A 14,354-nucleotide genomic window follows, 5' to 3' on the forward strand; every position below is an offset into this window, starting at 1 on the left:
GTTGCAGGGCCGGCTGGTGGGCAGCCGGAAGCGCCAGCGGTCTTTCGAAATGCAACCGACCGGATCGTTCGGCCCGGCCGGTCGCACGTCGAATGGCGTCAGTTGGCGCTGGCGCCGACTTCGCGGTCCCAACGCTCAAGCAGAGCCTTGCGCTTTTCGGAATCGCCATAGGTGGCGAAGTCGTAGTCGATCAGCTTGATATCCTCGAACTTCGGTGCTTCCTTCGGCACTTCCGCGCTTTTGTTGGACGGCAGCTGGAAGGACTTGGCATCCTTCATGCGCGACTGAACCTCTGCCTTCAGCGCCCAGTCGTACCAGGCCTTGGCATTGTCCAGGTTCTTGGCGCCACGGATGATCGACATCGAGCCGATCTCGTAGCCGGTGCCCTCGCAAGGCGCGATCGCCTTGATCGGGAAGCCTTCGGCCGTCTGGGCGACGGCGTCATGCATGAAGACGATGCCGAGGCCGGCCTCGCCGCGTGCGGCCGACTTGACCGGCGCCGAGCCCGATTTGGTATATTGCGCAACGTTGGCGTTGAGCTTCTTCAGGTAGTCGAACGCCTGGTCTTCGCCCATGATCTGCACCAGCGATGCGAGTGCCGTATAGGCCGTTCCCGACGAGTTCGGGTTTGCCACCTGGATCTCGCCCTTCAGCGAAGCGTCCAGCAGATCGGCCCAGCATTTCGGCTCCTTGAAGCCTTTTTTCTGGAAGATTTCGGTGTTGTATCCCCAGCCGAGCGCGCCGGCATAGACGCCGACCGTGCGGTAGCCCGAGCCTTCGGCCTGCTTCTTGGCCCAATCCTGCAACTGGTCGAGCATCGGCGACTTGTATTCAAGCGTCAGGCCGTCGGATGCCGCCTGCAGATGCGGGTCGCCGGTGCCTGCCCACCAGATATCGGTCTTGGGGTTGCGCGCCTCGGCGCGAACCTTGGCATAGGTTTCGCCGGAAGACAGGCGAACCATGTTGACCTTGATCCCGCTTTCCTTCTCGAAATCGGCGGTCATCTGCTCGCAAATGACGACGTCTGCCGAGCAAATAAGATTGAGACTGCCAGCTGCCTGCGCCTCAGACGCGGCGAATGCTAGGCCGGTTGCGGCGAACGCAACCGAAATGGATACAGCTTTCATAACTTCCTCCCAATGATGCGATGCCTCCACATCGCAGTAATGCAAGCGCGTGCAAGGTGTCACATGGATCGGAATGTTGTCAATCCGGGTCAAATGAAAAGCAGAAAGTTTAACAACTTGGGTTTGATCAAGCTTGCACAGGCTTGGGATTTGTTGCAAGAAGTTTGCAAAGCCGTGCAAGAGTGGTTCCCGATGAGCGACAAGATATTCGTCAGTGCGGAGGAAGTGGCAAGGAAGGCCGGCGTTTCCCGGTCAGCGGTTTCGCGCGCATTCACAGCGGGTGCGAGCATCGCGCCGGAGACGCGCCGAAAGGTCATGGAAGCGGCCGAAGCGCTCGGCTATCACGTCAATCATCTCGCTCGCGGGCTGATGCGCAACGAGAGCGGCATCGTCTGCCTCGTCGTTTCCGACCTGGGCACGCCTTACCGATCGGCGTTGATCAAGGCCCTGACCCAGCAACTGCAGAACGCCGGCAAGATCGCGATGATCGTCAACACGGATCGATCCGACGAACGCGTCGACATGGCGTTGCGTCAGGCGATTCGCTATCGGGCCGATGCCTCGATCGTGCTGTCCGGCATGCCGGACAAATCGCTGGTCGATCTCTGCGTCAGGAACGGTCAACGCCTGGTTCTCATCAATCGCGACGACGAACATCAGGGACCGCTCAGGATCAACCTCGATGAGGAGGGCACGGCGCAGAGCGTCGTGACCGCATTCCTGCGGGCGGGCTGTCGCCGTCTCGCCTTTGCCAATTCGGAAGCGGGCACGCCAAGCCTGATGGCGCGCGAAGTGGGCTTCGTCGCCGCCGCGCGGGAGCAGGGGCTCGACGTGACCGTCGAGCGTTTCGGCCCGACGGGTTACGAAAGTGGCAAGGTCCTGGCGCAGCGGCTGATGACCCGTCGCGAGCGCCCGGATGCGGTCTTTTGTGTCACCGATCTCGTTGCGCTCGGCTTCATGGACGCAGCCCGGCACCAGTTTTCGCTGTCGATCCCGCAGGATCTCTGCGTCGTCGGCTTCGACGACATTCCGCAGGCTGCCTGGAATTCCTACGATCTGACGACATTCGCCCAGCCGATCGACGAGATCGCGACGGCGGCGGTGGCGTGGCTGATGAGCGACGACGTCGGGCAATCGCAATCGCTGCGCCTGAACGCCCCCTTCGTCTGGCGCCGGTCGGTGCGCAGCGCCTGATCGAGCAGAGACCGGCCAGCGGCAAGGCGCCGCCGAAATCAGCTTTCGATAGGGCGTCGACCACGCGTCAGAGCGGCATCGATGCGTGCGCCGTGGGCTGCAAACACAGACCATAGCCACAGCATGATCCAAAGCATCATGAGCCAGGCGAGCACGACGTCCGAGAGAAAATGGGCGCCGAAGGCGACGCGGTTGAGCGAGAAGGCGAGCACGACAGGGATCAACGCGAGGATCGCCGTCCGACGCCATCGCACCGGTAGCAGCAGCGCCAATGCAATCAAGGCAATCGCTGTGGCCGACTCACCGGAGGCAAACGAACAGCTACGCGAGCAGACGCCAGAGACCTGCCAGGCCGGCGTAAACGGCAGGGTTCCGCCGAATTCGACGATCTCGGAGGGGCGGGCGCGACCAACCAACGTTTTCAGAAACTGGATGGCAAGGCCCGGGCCGAGCCCATAGAAGGTTAGGAAAAACAGCATCTTGTGCGGACGCGGCAACCAGGCGCGCGGCGCTGCAATTTGTGCAGCAAGCATGGTCGCCACAGCGGGCAGGATCAAAAGCGGGATCACGCGGTTGAAATCGCGCAGCAGACGCAGCGCGTGTTCCCGCGACAGCGGAAAATCTGCGTCACCGGTCGCCGCCCAGCGAGACACAGCGAGATCGATACCGGGAAAGGCCATGAAGATGAAGCCGGCAAAGATCGTCGCGGAGGAGGCCGCCTGGATCGCGTGCTCCTGGATGTAAGCGCGCGCGTGGGCAAGCCATGTCCGGGGATTGGCAACCTGCCACAAGGTGCCGGCATTAGGTGTCGTGGTGGATTGCAGGATGCTGGACATTCCGAATGCTCGCTATGAAAAAATATGAGGAGGTGCGAGCGGAAGAGTTGCGGTTGACTGTCAAGGAAGGGCGGGGAACTGGAGAAGGCTGGGAGCGGAACGCAAATCAGCCTTTCGACGTGTTGCTTGAGCCGTTGGGCCAGGCATTTTTACCGCAAAATCAGGTTCAAAGGCACAGGCATCGGGCGCCACAGCTATGGGGCCGAAGGCAATGGCGGCGACACTCGGTTCGCTTTGTCAAGAAATGGCGGAGAAACGAAGAACGCTTGATGCGGAACGCTCGGTGACGGCGCCGAGGGCTACCCGGATGAATTGCATGCCGGATTTTTTCGTCCCATAAGCTCGTTGCCACAACACATGCGCGAGGAGTTTGCAGATGATCGACAAGGGTCTCATCCTTTTGGTCGAGGACGAGCCGGAGATCGCGCAGATCCTCGATGCCTATCTCGTGCGCGACGGCTTCCGGACGGTGCGGGCTGCCGACGGCGAAACCGCGCTTACCCATCACGCGGTGCTTTCGCCGGATCTGGTTCTTCTCGACGTGCGCATCCCGCGGCTCGATGGTTTTGAAGTGCTGGCGCGCATCCGTCGCGAGAGCAACACGCCGACGATCATGGTGACGGCCCTTGCCGAGGATCTCGATCGGCTGGCGGGCCTGCGGCTCGGCGCGGATGACTATGTCGTCAAGCCGTTCAACCCGCAGGAAGTCGTGGCCCGCGTCAATGCCGTACTGCGGCGCACACGTAGCGGCGCCGGCGCGACGGTGCTGCGCTTCGAAAACGTCGAGGTCGACCTCGACGCTCATGCCGCCTTCGTCGACAACAGCGGCAAGCGCCAGTCCTTGCCGCTGACGCTCAGCGAATTCCGCATCCTCGCCCACATGATCCGCCGCCCGACGCATGCCTTCGAACGCGCCGACATACTCGACGCTTGCCTTCCGGACAGCGATGCGCTGGCACGCACGGTCGATACCCACGTCGCCAATCTCCGCCGCAAGCTCGAGGATCTTGGTGCCTGCGGCTTCTTCACCGCGGTTCGCGGCGTCGGCTACCGTTTCGTGGAGCCGAGATGAAAATCAGAATGTCGCGAATGCCGCTCGGTGTTCTCACCGCGATGCTTCAGGCGGTCCTGCTCGTGGTCAGTGTTTGCATCGTCTATTTCGGCGTTATGTGGATCGAGTCGGACCTCGAGGAGCGGATGCTGAAGAGGATGCCGCGCGGGGCGGCGCAGGCCTATACCGACATCAACGCCGGCCGCATGCCTGAAGAGGCGCATCTTAGGGCGCTCTTGAGCACCATTCCGGAGATTGAGGAATGGGGCAACAGCGAGATCGATCTGTCGATCATCATCTTCGGTGCGATCGCTGCGGCAACCTGCAGCCTGATCGGCTATTGGCTGGCTCGCAAAATCAGCCGCCCGCTGGAACTGCTCGCCCAGGCAACCGTGGATCTGCGTGCTGGTGATTTCGCAGTCCGTGTCGGCTCCGTGCGAAAGGGGGCGAAGGAGGTGGCGACGTTGATCAAGACATTCGATGAACTGGCGGCTGAACTCGAAAGCATGGAAAGCCGCCTGCGCTTCAACACGATGGCAGTTGCACACGAACTGCGCACGCCCTTGACGATCCTGCAAGGCAATTTGCAGGGCATGGCCGATGGCGTCTTCCCGCTGGAGCAGGAGCGCGTGCGGCAACTCCTCGTGCAGGTGGAAGGGTTGTCCGCGCTGGTCGAGGACCTGCGCACCCTGTCGCTTGCAGCCGGCCAGAAACTCGTGACGCAGCGCAGCGCGGTCGATCTTTCTGCCGAGGCGACGCAGGTGCTCGGCGCATCCCGCACAATTCTGGCAGCCGCCGGCCTCTCGCTTGAGGCAGCACTTGAGCCGGCGGTCGTGTCTGGCGATTCGCAGCGCTTGCGCCAGGCCTTGCTTGCGCTCGTCGAAAACGCCTGTCGTTATGCGGCATCTGGCGGCGTGCTTCGCTGTGAGACCGGTGCGCGTGGTGCCGACGAGGCCTTCATCCGCGTGCTTGATCGCGGACCGGGGCTTCCGGACGATGTATCGACCCACTCGATCGACCTGTTCTGGCGTGGTGACGCGTCACGTTCGCGGGCTACCGGCGGGACAGGCCTTGGCCTCTCCGTCGTGCAGGCGATTGCCAGGGCCCATGGCGGCCGGCTGGAATTCGGAGCGCGCCCCGGCGGCGGAGCGATGATCACCATAATGCTGCCGCGCGAAAGCGCCGCCTGAACACCACTGGCATCAGCTTGAACAGGGCCTGATCGCGGCCTGTGCAGCGACGGTCCGCGAACCCTGTGGCCGTTTTGCGCGTGCGCGTAGACGGCTCTGCGGATTGCGCTCAATTCCCGATCACTTCTCCGCATTCCCTTGACAAACAGCGGGCAAACCCAGCGGTGCCGGATATCCCGGCGATGCTTGGACAAGCATTTGCTTTCAAGGAATTACATCATGTCCCTGGAAGGTCGTTTGCAGCAATACAGCGCTCGATCGGACTTGCCATCACTCCCTGACGAACGCGGAGAGAGGGTCGAAACCTTGCTGCCGTCCGTTGGCTTCGTCGCCGCCGCCAACATGCCAGCGCAGGATCGATCGGACCGGCGGATCCTGTGGCAGGTTCTCGAACTTGGCGGGCGGCTCACTTGGAAGCGCGCGGTCGTCTTCTCGATGCGCCTTGCCAGTCACCCGATGCTGACGACGCGTTGGCTCGCGTTTCTCGGCGCGTTTGGCGATCGCCACAAGTTGGGTCTTCCGCATGACGATCTCATCCGCAAATCGGTCCCGACATTTCTGCTGCATGGCGCTTCGTCCCGGCGTCGTCTCGAATTGTTGATGGACCACTTCGATGTCGCGAGCGAGGTTCTGTCGCGCCGGTCGCTGATGGCGCTCTGGCGCGGCACGCCGATGGAAATGGGCACGGTCGGAGGCCGTATTGAAAACTACCGCATCGAGTTGCTGCTGGCCGACCATTGCGGCGGCCGCCATGAGGGTGCTTTCGCTATCCGGCTCAGCCGGCAAAGCGATCGCTGCGCACTTTGCACCGTCAGCTTTGCCTTCGTGCGCTGCGGCGAAGACGCCTATAGCCTGGCGATCGGCGGCATGCAGGGCCCGCGCGGCGGCGACGGGAAACGCGCGTTGATTACCGCGACCCGCGACCTTGGCGGCCTGCGGCCGAAAGATGCCGTTTTGCTCACGCTTCAGGGGCTCGCCTCCGAGGGCAACGCTTCGCACCTCTACGCCGTCTCCAACGACAAGCATGTGATCAATCGTCGGCGGCGCAAGCGCCGCCGGATGATGGTCGCCGATCTTGATGCCTATTGGCGCGACAGGGGCGGCGAACCGTCCGATCCGTTTGGCTTCAGTCTCCCGATTGGTGATGGCCAGGCCAATGAGGACGGCAACAGGCGCGACCAGAGCAAACGTGCATTTCGCGACATCGGCGCGTGGTTCTACTGACCGCCGGCGCATGATCGGCCATTTCCTTGGGTCGGCTGACGGAGTGTGTCATGACAGCACTACGCCAAGTTGCGCGTTGCAAGTTATGTTATGGGCGAATCGAATCTGCAACTGGAGGCAAAGCGTAACGAGAGCCGTCGCCAAGGGGACGAAATCCCATACTGGTGGATGCCTTTGCGGGGCAATCCGTTTTGAGGCACAAGGGCCGGCCGGGAAGCCGCACACGTGCTCCTGCAAACTTTGCCAGCGGCATTCGGGTGCGCTGACCGTCGCCTGGGTCGAATTTCCAAAGGAGGCTGTTGCCTGGATCGGACCGGGTGGTGCACCCTCGACCTATCGCTCCTCGGACTATTCCAGCCGGGCCTTCTGCGGCACGTGCGGCGGCACGATCGGTGCTATCGATGATGCACCTGTCGTGGCTCTGGTTCTTGGCGGTTTCGACAAGACCAGTGCGGCAGATTTGATCCCGGTGTCGCACAGCTACCGTGGCGGACGCCCGAAATGGTGGCATGTCGAATGCGTCAAGCCGACGGCTGAATAGCCGCTGGCGATTGATGACCCGGACCTTTCGCGCGGCCCCGGTGCCGACGTTTAGAACAGGTTCGCCACAACCGAGCCGATGGCAATGGTGCCGAACGCAATCAGGACGAGGCCCGAAAGGCGCGACACCCAGGTGACAAAACTGTCAGGCAGGCGCGTGCGGGCAAGAGCCACCCCGCCGCTCAAAAGCATCCACCAGGCAAGCGAGCCGAGGAATACGCCGGCAACGACAATGGCGGCGTTGCCTATCCCGCCGGTCTTCGCCAGGCCGAGGACGGCAAAGAACGCGGCAAAGGACAGGATCGTCAGCGGGTTGGCGATCGTCAGCAGGAACGTTGCTGCGGTCGTCTGGATGAGATCGCGCGCACCAACCTGTGCTGCGGCCGCGACCGGGCTCGGTTGAAGCCCTCGCCAGCCAAGCCAGATCATGAAGGCGCCGCCGAGCAGGCTGAGTGGCGTCGACACCATGGCGAGCATGGTCGCAAAGGCGGCAAATCCGGCGGCCGCAAGCAGTGCGTAACTGGCATCGGCAAGTGCCGTCCCCAATCCGCCGGCGACGCCGGCCCAGAAGCCACGCTCGAGCGTGCGGTTGATGCACAGCGCGCCGATCGGGCCGAGAGGGGCGGCGATGGCCAGGCCGAGCAGTAGGCCTTTTCCAAACAACAATGCAGACATCGCTCAGCGCTCCGGGCTGGTGAACTGGGTTTCCCTGACGGTCGACAAGGCAATCACGGTCTCGCTTCGGGCGAGAAAACGTCGGCGCTTGAGCTCTGCCAGGAAAGGCTCGATATCGCCGAGGGATGGCATGCGCACCTTGACGCAATAGGACCAGGCGCCGGTGACGTGATGGCACTCGGCGACCGCGGGATGATCGGCCATGAAGGTGCGAAACGCGGCCTCATCCGCATCGGGCGAAAGGCCAACCCAGACAAAGGCGAGCACGTCGAGCCCGAGCGCGCGATGGTCGGCATCGATGGTGAAACGGCGGATCACGCCGCTTGCGACGAGCCGGCGAATGCGTTCGTTGACGGAGGAGGGCGACAGCTCCACGGCCGCACCGATATCGGTCAATGACCGGCGGGCGTCCTGCGCCAGGATCCCAATGATTTTTCTGTCTATCTCATCCATTTCCAATGAATACGTGGAAAATAACAAAACGTACAGCAAAATCATTGGAAGGAATTTGGTGTAGCCGAAAAATCGACGGTGTCGCTCAGTCGATATCCCTAAGGGCGTCGAGCGGGCCGGTCAGCGCCGTGCGCGGCTGGACGAGTTCGGGACTGATCAGGTGAATGCGGGGCTGCGGCCGCCCCTCCTCGATCACCTCGAACGCCTTGGTGATCATGCCCTCGACATCCTGCCTGATCATGATGACCGGGAAGGGCAGGAACGAGGCGAAGGGGTCGTAGTCGTAGCAGCCGACGACGAGATCGGCGAAGTTCTCGTGCGGGTGGCCGGCCATGAAGCGCAGCAGTCCCTCGAAGTTGATCGAGGAGTTGACGAACAGGCCGCGCGGCAGCTTGCCGTGTTTCTCGTAGAAGGCTTCGAAAGCAAGCCTTGCATTGTTGGGAGCGTAGCCGGTCGGCTGGATGCAGCCGTCCGGATCGTCTCCCAGAAGCTCGCGCTTCACGGCGCGGAAGCCGCGGATACGCTCCCGGCTGGCGTGGTCGTCGCGACCGCCGAAGAGGTAGAGTTCGTCCGGCCGAAGCGGCTGATCCGCCGGAAAATGGCGGATGATCGCTTCTGTCAACATCCGGCCGCCTTCGTAGTTGTCGCTGATGACGGACGGAACCTTGGTGCCCGGTAGGTCGATATTGATGTGCTTCAGGCCGACGGTCTCGCAGACCTCGTGCACGCCGTCCGGGTCGGTCGCGCCGCAGATGAACAGCTCGTCGATCGAATAGGAGATCAGCGTTTCGGCGGTCTTGCGCTCCTCTTCCGGGTCACGGCTGGCGCTGACGACGATCGGGCATTGCCCCTTGCTCCTGACGTGCGCCTCGAAGGTCTGTGCCATCGAGGAGAAGTAGCGGTTGTCGTGGACGGGCAGCAGCAGGCCGATCAGGCCGGAGCGGGAACTGCGTAATCCGCGCGCCTGACGGTTGGCGGTATATTGGTGGGTTTCCGCCAGGTCCCGGATCAGCGCCGCCGTGCTCTCCTTGATCCGCCGCTTCTGCCAGGTGCCATTCAGAACCGCACTCACGGTTGAAGGCGAGCTGCCGGATAGCACCGACAAGTCGTAGATCGTCGCCTTCTTCTTGCTGCTCTTCGTCATCCACGTGCCTCCCTCATCGTCTTAGTGCCGATTTCCCCTTGACGAAAGATTAAGTCTGCACAATAGTCTTTGCACCATCGATTGTGCAAACAAGAAATATCGATTGTGCATGCGATGGGCCGTCTGAGGAGGCGGCGATCAGGGAGGCGGGAATTCGTTCCCTGCCAGTTGCGATTTGAAACTGGAGGCCGGCGCTTTTGCAGCCGGGCGTGTTCCCCGTGGGGAACGAGTGGAGGAGAGACATGATCAAGAAAATTCTGGTCGCCGCTCTGGCGACATCGCTGTCGCTTGCCGGTGCGGCTGCCGCATTCGCTCAGGATGCCGGAAAGGTCGGCGTCGTGGTCAAGATCGGCGGTATTCCTTGGTTCAATGCCATGGAGGCCGGCATCAAGGAGCGTGGCCAAAAGCTCGGCCTCGACGCCTTCATGGTCGGCCCGACGAGCGCCGATCCGGCGCTGCAGGTGCGCGCCATCGAGGATCTGATCGCCCAGGGCGTGAAGGTCATCGGCGTCGTGCCCAACGATGCCAAGGTTCTGGAACCGGTTCTGACCAAGGCGAAGGAAAAGGGCATCATTGTCATCACCCATGAATCGCCGAGCCAGAAGGGCGCCGATTGGGACTTTGAGCTGGCGTCTTCGACCGGCTTCGGTGAGGCGCACGGCAAGCTGCTTGCCGAGAAAATGGGCGGCAAGGGCGAATATGCCGTCTTCGTCGGCTCCTTGACCGTGCCGCTGCACAATGCCTGGGCCGATGCGGCGATCGCTTACATCAAGAAGAACCACTCGGATATGACTTTGGTCGGCGAACGCTACGGCGTTGCCGAAGACGTCGACAAGAGCCGCTCGACCGCGCTCGATCTGATCTCGGCCCATCCGAACCTGAGGGGCTTCCTTGCTTTCGGTAGCCAGGGACCGATCGGGGCAGGGCGTGCCGTGGAAGAGCGCCGCAAGGTCGGTGAGATCTTCGTGCTCGGCCCGTTCTCGCCGGGCCAGGGACAGAAGCTGGTGAAGTCGGATGCGATCTCCGGCGGCTTCATGTGGAATCCGAAGCAGGCGGGCGAGGTGTTCGTGACGCTCGCCGACAAGTTGATGAAGGGTGAGGAAGTCAAGGACGGCGACGAGATCGAAGGTCTCGGCAAGGTCAAGCCGGACTTCGAAAACCGCAACATCATCGTCGATCAGCTGGTGCCGATCAACAAGGATACGGTCGCGGACCTCGCGGCCATGGGGCTCTGATCCGCTGCAGCGCCGCGCGTCAGTCCGGCGCGCAATGTCTGCTGTAGCACTTTGAACTGCTGCATGTCGTCTCCCTGGATCAGCGACGCTCCAAGGCAACATGCAGTGGGTTCTCCCGGCTGCTGGGCCGGCTTCGGCCGGCCTGGCAAGTCCCTTCAAAACGGTATTCGGGCACACGTTCATGCACCAGCTTGCGATTGCGGGAGGCAGCGAAAAGCCGCTTCTGTCCCTGCACGACATCAACATGACCTTCGGTGGCGTCAAGGCGCTCAGGAATGTGAGCTTCGACGTCCGCCCGGGCGAGGTTCATTGCCTTGCCGGCGAAAACGGCTGCGGCAAGAGCACGCTGATCAAGATCATCACCGGCGTCTACCGCCCGGCCGATGGCGCCTCGATCGAATATGACGGCGAGACCTATTCGCACATGTCGCCGGTCACTGCACACGATCGCGGCATCCAGGTCATCTGGCAGGACCTGGCGCTTTTCCCGGAAATGAGCGTGGCTGAAAACATTGCCTTCCAGACCGTCCTCGGCCGCTGGCCGAAGCTGGTGGATTACGGCCGCATGCGAAAGATCGCGACGGAAGCGCTTGAGCGCCTCGGCATCACGCTCGACGTCGACCTGCCGCTCAAGGAATATGCGATCGCCCAGCGCCAGATCGTGGCGATCGCCCGCGCGCTTGTCGGCGAAGCGAAGCTCGTTTTCATGGATGAGCCGACCGCGTCGCTGACCCAGTCGGAAACCGACCATCTGCTCGACATCGTCCGCGGCCTTTCGGCCGCCGCCGTCGCCGTGGTCTTCGTCAGCCACCGCCTTGCGGAAGTGCTGGAAATTTCAAGCCGCATCACCGTGCTGCGCGACGGCGCGCTGGTCGGCGTCTACCCCGCAGCCGGCATGACGCAATCGCGCATCACCGAGCTGATGACCGGAAAGATCTTCGACCAGCAGGTCCGCGCCAAATCCAGGCAGGATCAGCCTGTGGTGCTCGAGGTAAAGGGTTTGAGCCGGCCCGGCCAGTTCGACGACATATCGCTGACCGTCAGGCGCGGCGAGACGCTGGGCATTACCGGTCTTCTCGGTGCCGGCAGAACCGAACTCGCGCAGACGCTTTTCGGCATGCTGCAACCGGCGGCCGGTACGATCATGCTCGACGGCAAGCCGGTCCGTTTCTCCTCCAACCGCGATGCCATCAAGGCGGGTGTCGCCTATCTCTCCGAGGACCGCCTGTCGCTCGGCCTGATCCAGCCACAGTCGATCTCCGACAATCTGGTCATCAGCTCGCTTGGCAAGGTCGCTTCGGGCGGATTCCTGTCGGATGAGCGCAAGCGCAAGCTCGTTGCCGGATGGATCGCCGATCTCGGTGTGAAGATCGGCCTGCAGGGCGACGCGATCTCCACCCTTTCCGGCGGCAACCAGCAGCGCATCGCCATCGCCAAGTGGCTTGCGACCGACCCGAAGCTGTTGATCCTCGACGCGCCCACGGTCGGCGTCGACGTTGGCGCGCGTGCCGGCATCTTCGACATCGTCGCCAAGCTCGCCGACGCCGGGCTTGCCATCATTCTGATCTCTGACGAGGTCCCCGAGGTCTATTTCAATGCCGATCGCGTCCTGCACATGGCGCAGGGCCGCATGATCGGCAGCTACGATCCCCGCAGCGCTTCGCTCGCCGAAATCGAGGGAGCGGTCTATGCGTAGTTTCGCCCGCACCCATGCGACGGAAGTTGCGCTGCTCGCCGTCATCGCTGTCATCTGCACAGTGCTGTCGTTTGCCACCGCCAATTTCTTCTCGCTCGGCAACGCCTTCGATCTCCTGAACACGAGTTCGGTCAACATCATCTTCGCCGTCGGCCTGCTCGTCGTCCTCATCGCCGGCGGCATCGACATCTCCTTCGCGGTCGCTGCCTCGGTCGTGCAGTACGGCACGGCGATCGCGCTCGGCTGGATCGGTGGCGGCGGCTGGCTCTCCGGCCTCGTCATCGCCGGGTCGCTCGGCATTTGCCTCGGCGCGATCAACGCGCTGCTGATCCACCGCTTCCGCATCATCTCGATCGTCGCGACAATATCGACCTTCAACATCTATTTCGGCCTGCTGATGTTCTTCACCAAGGGCGTGTCGATCTACGACTTGCCGGAATGGCTGACGGATCGCGTCGTGTTGTTCGAGCACGAAATGGCCGACGGCAGCTGGATCGAGATCACCCTTCCGGTGCTGGTGATGGTGCTTTGCGTCATCGCCACCTGGGTGCTGATCACCCGCACGACCACCGGTCGGCAACTCTATGCCTTCGGCGACAATCCGGAGGGTGCGCGCCGCTTCGGCATCAACATCGGTGCCATGCAGTTCATCGCCTTCGGCTGGCTCGGCCTGATGGCCGGCATCGGCGGGCTGGTGCAGGCGCACTACGCGCAGGAAGTCGTGCCGAATGCGCTCTACGGGCGCGAACTCGACGTACTCGCGGCAGTCGTTCTCGGTGGCGCAAGGCTTGGTGGCGGCAAAGGCTCGGTGCTCGGCTGCGTGCTCGGCGTGCTCCTGATCGCGATCACCCAGAACGGCCTGAACCTGATGGGCGTTTCTCCCTTCGCCTTCAAGATGATTGTCGGCGCCATCATTCTGATCGCCATCACCCTTTCCAACACCAGCATCGAACGGCTTCTGCCCTTCGTAAGCCAGAAAGGCGCACGCCGATGACACGCTTATCGGATCGCCTGAAGGCATGGTTCGGACCGGAAATGGCGGGGCCGGGGTTGGCGCTGGTCGCCGTGATCCTGGTGTTCGGCCTCGCGTCGCCGCAGTTCCTGAGTGCCGCGACCTTCGGCTCGGTTGCGTTCCAGCTTCCCGAACTTGGGTTGCTGACCTTGGCGATGCTGCTGCCGATCCTGACCGGCGGTTTGAACCTTGCGGTGACCTTCACCGCCAATATCGCCGGCCTGACGCTTGCCTGGGTCCTGCAGGCGAATGGCGGAGCCGATGCCGGCGCCGGTGCTTTCGCGCTCGGTTGCATCCTCGCTGTCATGGTCGGTGCCGCAAGCGGCGTCGTCATGGGCCTGGTCATTGCCTTTACCCGCGCGCACCCGATCCTCGTTTCGCTGTCGATGATGATCTTCCTGCGCGGCCTTGGCGAGTTTCTGACGCGCGGCGGCGATGTCTCCGGCTTCCCGGCCTTCATCGGGCCGCTCGGCCACGGCTCGATCGCGGGCATACCGGTGCCGCTGATCGTCTTCATCGTCTGCGTGCTGGCCTGGCATGTGCTGTTGACCCGAACCAAGCTCGGCTTCAACACCTATATGATCGGCTCCAATCTCGAGGCGACGCGCTATTCCGGCATCAATACCCGCAAGGTGATTGTCCTCGTCTACACGCTCTCAGGGGCGATGTGCGCCATTGCCGGCATCATCATGCTGGCGCGGTTCAACTCGGTGCGCATCGGCCACGGCGAATCCTATCTCCTGATCACGGTGCTGGCCTGCTTCCTCGGCGGGGTCAATCCGTTCGGCGGTTTCGGCCGGGTCATTCCGGTATTCGTGGCGCTTGTCGTGCTGCAATTGTTGTCGTCCGGGCTCAATCTGATCGGTGCCAACCAGCATCTGGCCACCGCGGTCTGGGGCCTGCTGCTCGTCGGCGTCATGGTGCTGCGCTTCGCCGCCTCCAAGTTCAAGATTTCATTTGTCAGAAAAGGAACGTGA

At 62.6% G+C, this 14,354-nt stretch carries 14 protein-coding genes; 9 read left to right on the forward strand and 5 right to left on the reverse strand.

The genetic code is table 11. The annotated features are described in order from the left end of the window. Positions 1-98 precede the first annotated feature (98 nt). Complete coding sequence (locus tag BC360_RS04100) at positions 99-1,127, reverse strand: ABC transporter substrate-binding protein (RefSeq protein ID WP_065787461.1); 1,029 nt, start codon at positions 1,125-1,127, stop codon at positions 99-101. 192 nt (positions 1,128-1,319) lie between these two features. Between BC360_RS04100 and BC360_RS04105 the strand changes: the two genes are divergently transcribed. Next, entirely contained in the window at positions 1,320-2,321 is a 1,002-nt protein-coding gene (locus BC360_RS04105; protein ID WP_065787501.1) for a substrate-binding domain-containing protein, read from the forward strand. 38 nt (positions 2,322-2,359) lie between these two features. Here the strand turns inward: BC360_RS04105 and BC360_RS04110 are convergent, their stop codons facing one another. Continuing rightward, positions 2,360-3,157, reverse strand: coding sequence for a phosphatase PAP2 family protein (locus BC360_RS04110; RefSeq protein WP_083222438.1), 798 nt, complete (start codon positions 3,155-3,157; stop codon positions 2,360-2,362). 379 nt (positions 3,158-3,536) lie between these two features. On the opposite strand from BC360_RS04110, the gene BC360_RS04115 reads away from it, so the two are divergent. From BC360_RS04115 to BC360_RS30540, 4 genes are all read left to right on the forward strand, one after another. Then, positions 3,537-4,229, forward strand: a complete 693-nt coding sequence (locus BC360_RS04115) for a response regulator (protein ID WP_065794410.1) — start codon at positions 3,537-3,539, stop codon at positions 4,227-4,229. Then, positions 4,226-5,398, forward strand: a complete 1,173-nt coding sequence (locus tag BC360_RS04120) for an ATP-binding protein (protein WP_244512665.1) — start codon at positions 4,226-4,228, stop codon at positions 5,396-5,398. The genes BC360_RS04115 and BC360_RS04120 overlap by 4 nt, the downstream gene beginning before the upstream one ends. Before the next feature lie 306 nt (positions 5,399-5,704). Next, a complete protein-coding gene (locus tag BC360_RS04125) occupies positions 5,705-6,622 on the forward strand; it encodes a DUF535 family protein (protein WP_244512666.1) in 918 nt (305 codons plus the stop codon). Between the two features lie 85 nt (positions 6,623-6,707). Further along, a complete protein-coding gene (locus tag BC360_RS30540) occupies positions 6,708-7,163 on the forward strand; it encodes a GFA family protein (RefSeq protein ID WP_083222439.1) in 456 nt (151 codons plus the stop codon). A 50-nt stretch (positions 7,164-7,213) separates the two neighbouring features. On the opposite strand, the gene BC360_RS04130 is transcribed toward BC360_RS30540, so the two are convergent. The 3 genes from BC360_RS04130 to BC360_RS04140 form a co-directional block, all read right to left on the reverse strand. After that, positions 7,214-7,837, reverse strand: a complete 624-nt coding sequence (locus tag BC360_RS04130; protein WP_065794380.1) for a LysE family translocator — start codon at positions 7,835-7,837, stop codon at positions 7,214-7,216. A 3-nt stretch (positions 7,838-7,840) separates the two neighbouring features. After that, positions 7,841-8,290, reverse strand: a complete 450-nt coding sequence (locus BC360_RS04135; RefSeq protein WP_065787464.1) for an Lrp/AsnC family transcriptional regulator — start codon at positions 8,288-8,290, stop codon at positions 7,841-7,843. 85 nt (positions 8,291-8,375) lie between these two features. After that, a complete protein-coding gene (locus BC360_RS04140; protein ID WP_065787465.1) occupies positions 8,376-9,434 on the reverse strand; it encodes a LacI family DNA-binding transcriptional regulator in 1,059 nt (352 codons plus the stop codon). 242 nt (positions 9,435-9,676) lie between these two features. On the opposite strand from BC360_RS04140, the gene BC360_RS04145 reads away from it, so the two are divergent. The 4 genes from BC360_RS04145 (at position 9,677) to BC360_RS04160 (ending at position 14,354) form a co-directional block, all read left to right on the forward strand. Continuing rightward, a complete protein-coding gene (locus BC360_RS04145) occupies positions 9,677-10,669 on the forward strand; it encodes an autoinducer 2 ABC transporter substrate-binding protein (RefSeq protein ID WP_139109906.1) in 993 nt (330 codons plus the stop codon). A gap of 181 nt (positions 10,670-10,850) precedes the next feature. Further along, entirely contained in the window at positions 10,851-12,365 is a 1,515-nt protein-coding gene (locus BC360_RS04150) for a sugar ABC transporter ATP-binding protein (RefSeq protein ID WP_065794381.1), read from the forward strand. Beyond that, positions 12,358-13,359 (forward strand): ABC transporter permease, encoded by a 1,002-nt coding sequence (locus tag BC360_RS04155; RefSeq protein ID WP_065794382.1) that lies wholly within the window; start codon positions 12,358-12,360, stop codon positions 13,357-13,359. Before BC360_RS04150 ends, BC360_RS04155 begins: the two co-directional genes overlap by 8 nt. Next, positions 13,356-14,354 (forward strand): ABC transporter permease, encoded by a 999-nt coding sequence (locus BC360_RS04160; RefSeq protein WP_065794383.1) that lies wholly within the window; start codon positions 13,356-13,358, stop codon positions 14,352-14,354. Before BC360_RS04155 ends, BC360_RS04160 begins: the two co-directional genes overlap by 4 nt.

The organism is Ensifer sp. LC163 (assembly GCF_001695855.1).
Taxonomy (GTDB): Bacteria; Pseudomonadota; Alphaproteobacteria; order Rhizobiales; family Rhizobiaceae; genus Ensifer.

Excerpts from the sequence above, each read along its gene's own strand:
- BC360_RS04100 (WP_065787461.1), bottom strand. The coding sequence starts at position 1,127 with ATGAAAGCTGTATCCATTTCGGTTGCGTTCGCCGCAACCGGCCTAGCA.
- BC360_RS04105 (WP_065787501.1), top strand. The coding sequence starts at position 1,320 with ATGAGCGACAAGATATTCGTCAGTGCGGAGGAAGTGGCAAGGAAGGCC.
- BC360_RS04110 (WP_083222438.1), bottom strand. The coding sequence starts at position 3,157 with ATGTCCAGCATCCTGCAATCCACCACGACACCTAATGCCGGCACCTTG.
- BC360_RS04120 (WP_244512665.1), top strand. The coding sequence starts at position 4,226 with ATGAAAATCAGAATGTCGCGAATGCCGCTCGGTGTTCTCACCGCGATG.
- BC360_RS30540 (WP_083222439.1), top strand. The coding sequence starts at position 6,708 with ATGTTATGGGCGAATCGAATCTGCAACTGGAGGCAAAGCGTAACGAGA.
- BC360_RS04130 (WP_065794380.1), bottom strand. The coding sequence starts at position 7,837 with ATGTCTGCATTGTTGTTTGGAAAAGGCCTACTGCTCGGCCTGGCCATC.
- BC360_RS04135 (WP_065787464.1), bottom strand. The coding sequence starts at position 8,290 with ATGGATGAGATAGACAGAAAAATCATTGGGATCCTGGCGCAGGACGCC.
- BC360_RS04140 (WP_065787465.1), bottom strand. The coding sequence starts at position 9,434 with ATGACGAAGAGCAGCAAGAAGAAGGCGACGATCTACGACTTGTCGGTG.
- BC360_RS04145 (WP_139109906.1), top strand. The coding sequence starts at position 9,677 with ATGATCAAGAAAATTCTGGTCGCCGCTCTGGCGACATCGCTGTCGCTT.
- BC360_RS04150 (WP_065794381.1), top strand. The coding sequence starts at position 10,851 with ATGCACCAGCTTGCGATTGCGGGAGGCAGCGAAAAGCCGCTTCTGTCC.
- BC360_RS04155 (WP_065794382.1), top strand. The coding sequence starts at position 12,358 with ATGCGTAGTTTCGCCCGCACCCATGCGACGGAAGTTGCGCTGCTCGCC.
- BC360_RS04160 (WP_065794383.1), top strand. The coding sequence starts at position 13,356 with ATGACACGCTTATCGGATCGCCTGAAGGCATGGTTCGGACCGGAAATG.